This window comes from Streptomyces sp. NPDC000941, from assembly GCF_053599555.1.
Genome location: NZ_JBSFMM010000327.1, coordinates 1 through 9,558 on the forward strand (window position 1 = coordinate 1; position 9,558 = coordinate 9,558).

At 70.2% G+C, this 9,558-nt stretch carries 2 protein-coding genes; both read left to right on the forward strand.

What is annotated here, in order from left to right; genetic code table 11:
• A partial coding sequence (locus ACWDSL_RS49570; RefSeq protein WP_450495880.1) for an SDR family NAD(P)-dependent oxidoreductase occupies positions 1 to 7,544 on the forward strand: 7,544 nt, incomplete at its 5' end.
• Between the two features lie 68 nt (positions 7,545 to 7,612).
• The coding region (locus ACWDSL_RS49575; protein ID WP_450495882.1) for a type I polyketide synthase at positions 7,613 to 9,558 on the forward strand (1,946 nt) is incomplete at its 3' end.

Here is a 9,558-nt window from a genome sequence, read left to right on the forward strand (position 1 = left end):
TCCAGCGCCGGCGCTACTGGCTGGAGCCCCAGACGCGACCCACCGCCTCCGAGCGCAAGGTCGACGAGGTAGAAGCACGCTTCTGGGAAGCGATCCAAAACGAAGACCTCGAATCCCTCACCACGACACTCGACATCTCTGGCGACGAACCGTTCAACGCGGTCCTGCCCGCGCTGTCGTCCTGGCATCGGCTGCGGCAGGAACAGTCGAAGCTCGCCGGGTGGCGCTATCGGATCGGCTGGCACCCGCTGGACAAGACACCGGGCTCGGCGCTGGCCGGGACGTGGCTGGCGGTCGTCCCCGCCTCGCATGCCGAGGACGAATGGGCCGCCGAGGCGGTCCAGGCGCTGAGTGCCCAAGGGGCCCGTACGATCCGCCTGGTCGTGGACGCCGACGCCGGCCGGAAGCGGCTGGCACAGCAGGTGTCACAGGCAGTCGAAGGCACGTCGGTCGCCGGGGTCCTGTCCCTGCTGGCCCTCGACACGGCGGCGCACCCCGGGCACGCGGGTGTGTCGTCCGGGCTGGCGGGCACCCTGTCGCTGCTGCAGGCGCTGGTCGACGCGGGCGCCGACACACGCTTGTGGTGCGTCACGCGCGGTGCCGTCTCGGTCGGCCGAGCCGATCGGCAGACCGGCGTCGTACAGGCCCCGGTGTGGGGCTTGGGCCGGGTGGCCGCGCTTGAGCACCCCGATCGGTGGGGCGGTCTGCTCGACCTGCCGGAGGCCTTGGACACCCGGGCGCAGGAACGTCTGTGCGCGGTGCTGGCCGGTGCCACGGTGGGTGCTTCGGCCGAGGATCAGCTCGCGATCCGCCCGGCGGGTGTGTTCGTACGTCGCTTGGTACGCGCGCCCCAGAACACGGCAGCGGCACACAGCGGCTGGAAGCCGCGTGGCACGGTCCTGGTCACCGGCGGCACGGGTGCGCTGGGCGGCCATGTCGCCCGCTGGCTGGCCGGGCACGGCGTCGACCACCTGGTGTTGACGAGCCGCAGGGGCGCGGACGCCTCCGGAGCGGCCGAGCTGACCGCCGAGCTCACCGAGCTGGGCGTCGGGGTGATGGTGGCGGCGTGTGATGTGGCCGACCGGGCCGCGCTTGCCGAGCTGCTGGCCTCAATCCCCGCCGAGCGCCCCCTCACCGCGGTCGTCCATGCGGCAGGAGTGCTCGACGACGGTGTCATCGAGTCGCTGACCGTTGAGCACTTGGAACGGGTGTTGCGCTCCAAGGTGTCCGCCGCACGCCACCTCGACGAGCTCACCCAGCATCTGGAACTCGATGCTTTTGTGCTCTTCTCCTCGGTCGCGGGCGCGCTGGGCAACAGTGGCCAGGCCGCCTATGCGGCGGCCAACACGTACCTCGACGCGCTCGCCCTGGACCGTCGGCAGCGCGGCCTGCCCGCGGTGGCGCTGGCTTGGGGCACGTGGAGTGGCGGCGGGATGGTCGGCGGCGCGATCGACGAACGGATGAGCCGCCGCGGCCTCAGGTCGATGGCGCCCGAGGCGGCGATCGAGGCGCTGGGCCAGGCGACGGACCGCGACGAGCCGTTCCTCGCGGTGGCCGACATCGACTGGCCGCGGTTCGTGGCGGAGTTCGCCGCGACTCGTAAGAGCCGGCTCTTCGACGAGCTGCCCGAGGCCCGTGCCGGCCGGGCTGCCGACGGAGGCGACGCCACGGAGTCACACTCCGGCCCCGGCCTCGCCGGGCGGTTGGCCGGCCTCGCGCCGGTCGAGCAGGAGCGGCTGCTGGTCGAGCTGGTGCGTACGCACGCGGCCGCGGTACTCGGACATGCCGAGGCCGATTCGGTCGCGGTGGGCCGGGCTTTCAAGGAGCTCGGCTTCGACTCGATGCGGGTCATGGAGCTGCGCAACCGCCTGAACGCCGCCACCGGACTGAGGTTGGCCACCGGCGCCGTCTTCGACCACCCGACGGCGACCCTCATGGCCAAGCACCTGCGTACGGAGCTCGTGGGCGACGACGCGGCGGCCGAGACCGCTGCCCCGGCGCCGACCCCGGTGGCGCTGCCCGTGGCCGACGAGCCGATCGCGATCGTCGCGATGGGCTGCCGTTTCCCCGGCGACGTACGCACGCCCGAGGAGCTGTGGCAGCTCCTCGCCGAGGGCCGTGACGTGATCTCCGAGCTGCCGACCGACCGAGGCTGGGATGTCGAGGGCCTGTACGACCCGGATCCCGATCAGCCGGGCAAGAGCTACACCCGCGAGGGTGGCTTCCTGCACGGGGCAGCCGAGTTCGACCCGGCCTTCTTCGGCATTTCACCGCGCGAGGCCCTGGCCATGGATCCGCAGCAGCGGCTGCTGCTGGAAACCGCGTGGGAAGCGCTCGAGCGGGCCGGAATCGACCCGCAGTCGCTCAAGGGCACTACGACCGGCGTCTTCGCCGGAATGACCTATCAGGACTACGCGGCGCGGCTGCACGAAGCCCCGAACTCTGTAGAGGGCTACCTGCTGACCGGCAAGTCCTCCAGCGTCATTTCGGGGCGCATCGCGTACGTGCTGGGGCTGCAAGGGCCCGCGATCACTGTGGACACGGCGTGCTCGTCCTCGCTGGTGACACTGCACCTGGCGGCGCAGGCGCTGCGGCAGGGCGAGTGTTCGCTCGCCCTCGCGGGCGGCGTCACAGTCATGGCCGCGCCCGGTATGTTCATCGAGTTCAGCCGCCAGCGCGGGCTGTCGGCCGACGGCCGCTGCAAGGCGTTCTCCGCGGCCGCTGACGGTACGGGCTGGGGCGAGGGCGCGGGCATGCTGCTGCTTGAGCGACTGTCTGACGCCCGTCGCAATGGCCATCCGGTGCTTGCGGTGGTTCGTGGTTCGGCGGTGAACCAGGACGGTGCGTCGAATGGTCTGACCGCGCCGAACGGGCTCTCGCAGCAGCGGGTGATTCGGCAGGCGCTCGCGAACGCACGGCTTTCCGCCGCCGAGGTGGATGCGGTGGAGGCGCATGGTACGGGGACGACGCTGGGCGACCCGATCGAGGCCGAAGCGCTGCTCGCCACATATGGGCAGGGGCGGCCGGAGGACCTGCCGCTGTGGCTTGGCTCATTGAAGTCCAACATGGGCCACCCACAGGCCGCGGCGGGGGCGGCGGGTGTCATGAAGATGGTGCTCGCCATGCGGCACGGCGTGCTGCCGCGGACTCTGCATGTCGAGGAGCCTTCCCCGGAGGTGGACTGGGAGGCCGGTGCGGTCGAGCTGCTGACCGAGCAGCGGGCTTGGCCTGAGACCGGGCGGCCGCGCAGGGCGGGCGTTTCCGCGTTCGGTGTGAGTGGGACGAACGCGCACGTCATTCTGGAGCAGGCTCCGGAGGTCGTCGGCGAGCCGGTGGAGCTCGCTGAGGTTCCTGTGGTGCCGGTGGTTCCTGAGGCGGTGCCGTGGGTGGTGTCGGGGTGTGGCGTGGCGGCGTTGCGGGAGCAGGCGGGGCGTCTGCTGTCGCACGTCGAGGGCGACGGCTCGCTGTCGCCGGTGGATGTCGGTTCATCGCTGGTGTCCGGGCGTTCGGCTTTCGAGCACCGTGCTGTAGTGGTGGGTGACCGTGACGGTTTGCGGGCGGGGCTGGGCGCGCTGGCGCGGGGTGAGTCGGCGTCGGGTGTTGTTGTGGGTCAGGGTGTGGGTTCTGGCCGGCTGGCGGTGTTGTTCTCGGGGCAGGGCAGTCAGCGGGTGGGTATGGGTCGTGAGCTGTATGGCCAGTATCCGGTGTTTGCGGGGGTGTTTGACGAGGTGTGCGGGCTGTTGGACAAGGAGCTTGCGGGACACGTCGAGCGGTCTGTGCATGATGTGATCTTCGGTGATGATGCTGCTCTGCTTGGTCAGACGGTGTTTACGCAGGCTGGTCTGTTTGCTGTTGAGGTGGCGTTGTTCCGGTTGGTCGAGTCGTGGGGTGTGGTGCCGGAGTTTGTGGGTGGGCATTCGATCGGCGAGATCGTGGCGGCCCATGTGGCGGGTGTGTTCTCGCTCGAGGATGCGGTGCGGCTGGTGGCGGCGCGCGGTCGGCTGATGCAGGGGCTGCCCGCCGGCGGGGCGATGGTCGCGGTCCAGGCCGCGGAGGATGAGGTGGCGTCGCTTCTCGCCGATTATGGCGACCGGGTTGGTATTGCTGCGGTCAACGGCCCGACCTCGGTGGTGGTCTCCGGCGATGAGGAGGCGGTCCTTGCTGTGGCGGAGACGTTGCGGGGGCAGGGCCGTAAGACCAAGCGTCTTGAGGTGTCACATGCGTTCCATTCGCCTCGTATGGACGTGATGCTGGACGACTTCTACGCCATCGCCGAGACCCTGACCTACGCTGCGCCGCGTATTCCGGTCGTTTCCAACGTGACGGGCAGGCTGGCCACATCCGATGAGCTGGTTTCGGCTGATTACTGGGTCCGGCATGTGCGTCAGGCCGTTCGTTTCAGCGAGGGTGTAACCAGTCTCGCCGAGCAGGACGTGTCCGTGTTCCTTGAGCTGGGTCCCGATGGCGTGCTGAGTGCCATGGGTCCGGACACGGTCGCCGATGGGGTGTTCGTTCCTGTGTTGCGGTCGGGGCGTTCTGAGGCTGAGTCGTTGCTGTCGGGCCTGGCGCAGGCGTGGGTGCGGGGTGTGGCTGTGCGCTGGGCGGAGGTGTTTGCCGGTGCGGGGGCGTCGCGGGTGGATCTGCCGACGTATGCCTTCCAGCGCGAGCGCTACTGGCTCGACACGTCGTCCTCCGCGGACGACACGGCCGCGGCCTCCGCGCTGGGACTGGGCTCAGCAGGACATCCGCTGCTGGGCGCGGCGGTCGAATTGCCGGATTCCGCGGGGGTTGTGTTCACCGGGCGGCTGTCGTTGCGGTCGCATGGCTGGCTGGCCGATCACGCGGTGGGCGACACGGTGTTGCTGCCCGGCACCGGGTTCGTGGAACTGGCGGTCCGCGCGGGTGACGAGGTCGGCTGTGATGTGGTCGAGGAGCTGACGCTCGAGGCGCCGCTGGTCCTTCCCGAGCGGACTGGGGTGCAGCTGCGACTGACGGTCGACGAGCCGGACGAGGCGGGCCGCCGCGCGCTGAACATCTACTCGCGCCCCGAGGACACCGGGTTCGATACCGCCTGGACCCGCCATGCCACCGGCACCCTGGCGGAGGGCGCCACAGAGCCCACGAGCGACCTGACCGTATGGCCTCCGGAGGGCGCGCAAGCCCTGGACACCGCCGCGCTGTACGAGGACTTCGCCGCCGCCGGTTACGACTACGGCCCCGCCTTCCGGGGGCTGCGGGCGGCCTGGCGCCGCGGAGACGAGATCTTCGCCGAGGCCGCGCTGGCACATGAGCAGCAGACGGAGGCGGCTCGCTTCGCCATCCACCCGGCACTGCTCGACGCGGCGCTGCACGGGCTCAGGCTCGGGGAGTTCTTCGGCGGCCCCGACGAGGTCCGCCTGCCGTTCAGCTGGGCCGGAGTGGCGCTGCGCGCCGCGGGCGCTTCCGTGCTGCGTGTGGCCATCAAGCCCGCCGGGCAGGACGCGGTGTCCGTGGCGGTGGCCGACGGCACCGGTACGCCGGTGGCCTCCCTCGAATCGCTGGTGCTGCGACCGGTCGACCCGGCCCAACTGAGCGCGGCACGGGGTGGGCCGCTCGATGACTCGCTGTTCCACGTCGACTGGACGGCCCTGCCACACCCGCGCCAGACCTCCGGCCGGTGGGCCGTGGTCGGCCCGGACGAGTTCAAACTGAGCGTGGAACTCGGCGGCGGCGAGGCCGAAGTGGCGGCGCACACCGACCTGGCGGCCCTGGCCGACGCCATCGAGGCGGGCGCACCGCTCCCCGAGGCCGTGTTCGTGTCCTGCGTCGCCGACCGAGGGCCGGCCGAGGCCGGACTCACCATGGTGCCGAGCGACGTCCGTACCATCCTGGGGAACACGCTGGCGCTGCTGCGGTCGTGGGTCGCCGACGAGCGGTTCGCCGCCACCCGGCTGGTGTTCCTCACGCGAGGTGCCGTCGCCACCCGGTCGTCGGACGAGCTGATCGATCTCGCGAACGCGCCGCTGTGGGGCTTGATCCGCTCCGCGCAGTCCGAGCACCCCGGCCGGTTCCTGGTCGTCGACCTGGACGAGGACGAGACGTCGTGCCGGGCCCTGCCCGCCGCTGTCGCGACGGGGGAGCCGCAGCTCGCCGTACGAGGGCGCGACCTGCTCGTGCCTCGACTGGCCCGAGCCACCACGGCCGCCGACGGCCCAGGCATGCTCCTCGACCCGAGCGGCACCGTCCTCGTGACCGGTGCCACCGGCACGCTGGGCGGCCTGGTCGCCCGGCACCTGGTCACCGAGCACGGTGTACGACGACTGCTGCTGACCAGCCGCCAGGGCCTGGCCGCCGAGGGCGCCGCCGAACTCCACGCGGCGCTCACCGGGCTCGGCGCGGACGTCACCATCGCCGCCTGCGACACCGCGGACCGGGAGCAACTGGTGCGGGTGCTGGCCGCAGTGCCCACGGAGCATCCGCTGAAGGCCGTCGTGCATGTGGCCGGGGTCCTGGACGACGGGGTCATCGACACGCTCACCGCCGAGCGGGTCGACCGGGTGCTGCGCCCGAAGGTGGACGCGGCGCTCAACCTGCATGAGCTGACCGGCGACCTGGACCTCGACGCGTTCATTCTCTTCTCCGGGGCCGCTGGAGCCTTCGGCACCGCAGGCCAGGGCAACTACGCGGCGGCCAACGTCTTCCTGGACGCTCTGGCCCACCACCGGCGGGCCCGCGGCCTTCCCGCCGTGGCGCTCGGCTGGGGCTTGTGGTCCGAGCGCAGCAGCATGACTGGGCGCCTGGACGACAGCGGGGTCAAGCGGCTGGCTCGGATGGGCATCGTGCCGATGTCCTCGGCACACGGCCTCGCGCTGTTCGACGCCGTGGCAGGCGCAGAGGGGGCGGCGGTGCTGCCCGTACGGCTGGACCTGGCCGCGATGCGCTCCCGTACGAGCGTGCAGGACGTTCCGCCGCTGCTGCGCGGGCTGGTCAAGCCGGCCGTCCGCAGGGCGGCGCGCGGCGGTACGACGGCTGCCGAGGCCGCGGGGGCCACGTCGCTGTGGGACCGGCTCAGTGGGTTGAAGGACACCGAGCGGGACCGAATGCTGCTCGACCTGGTGCGGGGCCATGTGGCCGGAGTGCTCGGACACGCGCGGCCCGAAGGGGCCGAAGCGGACCGGTCGTTCAAGGAGCTCGGCTTCGACTCGCTGACCGCCGTCGAGCTGCGCAACCTGCTGAACGAGGCCACGGGACTGCGGTTGCCGGCCACGCTCGTCTTCGACTACCCCACGCCCGCCGCGCTCGCGGAGTTCATCAAGGCCGAGATCAGCCCGGCGCGGCAGGCGGAGCCCATGGCCGTACTGCGTGAAATCGACGCCCTGGAGTCCGCGCTCGCGGCGAGTGACGCGCTGTCCGAGCCGGTCCAGGCGCGTCTCCAGGAATTGCTGTCGAAGTACGGAATCCGTGCCGGTGGCTCCGCCGACGGACCGGCGGAGGAATCAGTGGCCGACCAAATCGACGCGGCGTCGGACGACGACCTCTTCAGCTTCATTGATGAGCATCTCTGAGTTGCGACTCGTAGCGTCGCGACCTGCTTGGCTTGGAATCTCGGAAATTCGAAAGGGAAAGTTCTCAGATGGCGAACGAGGAAAAGCTTCGCGCCTACCTCAAGCGGGTCACGGGGGATCTGCACCAGGCTCGGCAGCACATCAGGGAACTGGAGACCGCGAACTCCGAGCCGATCGCGATCGTCTCGATGAGTTGCCGGTACCCGGGCGGTGTGAACTCCCCCGAGGAGCTTTGGCAACTGGTCGCCTCCGGCACGGACGCGATTTCGAGGTTTCCGCAGAACCGCGGCTGGGGCGAGGACCTGTACGACGAGGACCCCGAGCGGCCGGGCAAGAGCTACACCCGTGAGGGCGGATTCCTGCATGAATCCGACCGGTTCGACCCAGCCTTCTTCGGCATCAGCCCACGTGAGGCGCTTACCATCGACCCCCAGCAGCGGCTGCTGCTGGAGACCTCATGGGAGGCGTTCGAGCTGGCCGGGATCGTCCCCGCCACGCTGCGGGGCAGTCATACGGGCGTCTTCGCCGGAGTGATGTACAACGACTACGGGACGCGGCTGTACGGCACGCTGGACAGCTTCGAGGGCTACCTCGTCAACGGCAGTGCGGGGAGCGTCGCGTCAGGCCGCGTCGCGTACACCTTCGGCCTCGAAGGCCCCGCCGTCACGATCGACACTGCCTGCTCGTCCTCGCTGGTGACCCTGCATCTCGCGGCTCAGGCGCTGCGGCGCGGCGACTGCTCGCTCGCGTTGGCGGGGGGCGTGGCCGTGATGTCGACCCCCGAGATCTTCGTGGAGTTCAGCCGCCAGGGCGCCCTGTCCCCCGACGGTCGCTGCAAGTCCTTCTCGGATGGCGCTGATGGTACGGCGTGGGGCGAGGGCGTGGGCATGCTGCTGTTGGAGCGGTTGTCCGATGCGCGGCGCAACGGGCATCCGGTGTTGGCGGTGGTTCGTGGTTCGGCGGTGAACCAGGATGGTGCGTCGAATGGTCTGACCGCGCCGAACGGGCCGTCCCAGCAGCGCGTCATCCGTCAGGCGTTGGCGGACGCGGAGCTCACGACCGTGGACGTGGATGTGGTGGAGGCGCATGGTACGGGCACGACGCTGGGCGATCCGATTGAGGCGCAGGCGTTGTTGGCGACGTATGGGCAGGGCAGGCCGGAGGGGCGGCCGCTGTGGCTGGGGTCGCTGAAGTCGAATATCGGTCATACGCAGGCGGCTGCTGGTGTGGCTGGTGTGATGAAGATGGTGTTGGCGATGCGGTATGGGGTGTTGCCGCGGACGTTGCATGTGGATGAGCGGTCGCGGCAGGTGGACTGGAAGTCGGGCGCGGTTGAGCTGTTGACCGAGCAGCGGGATTGGCCGGAGGGCGAGTATCCGCGGCGGGCGGGTGTGTCGTCGTTCGGTGTGAGCGGGACGAACGCGCATGTGATTCTGGAGCAGGCTCCGGCGATCGTTGCGGGGTCCGAGGACTCGACGGCGGTGGCTCCTGTTGTGGTGCCGTGGGTGGTGTCGGGGCGTGGGGTGGAGGCGTTGCGGGGGCAGGCGGCCCTGTTGTTGTCGCATGTCGAGGGCGATGGTGGATTGTCGCCGATGGACGTGGGATGGTCGCTGGCATCCGAGCGTTCGGCCTTTGAACATCGAGCTGTGGTGCTTGGGCGTGATCGGGATGGTCTGCGGGCCGGTCTCGGTGCGTTGGTGCGGGGCGAGTCGGCCGCTGGTGTTGTTGACGCCCCTGCACTGGGGGTGAGCGCGGGGAGCGACCGTGTGGTGTTGGTGTTCCCGGGTCAGGGGTCGCAGTGGGCGGGTATGGCTGTGGAGTTGCTGGATTCTTCGCCGGTGTTCGCGGAGCGTTTTGCCGAGTGTGGTGGGGCGTTGGCGGAGTTTGTGGATTGGTCGTTGGAGGACGTGCTTCGGGGCGTTGCGGGTGTTGTGTCGTTGGAGCGGGTGGATGTGGTGCAGCCGGTGTTGTGGGCTGTGATGGTGTCGTTGGCTGAGTTGTGGCGTTCGTTTGG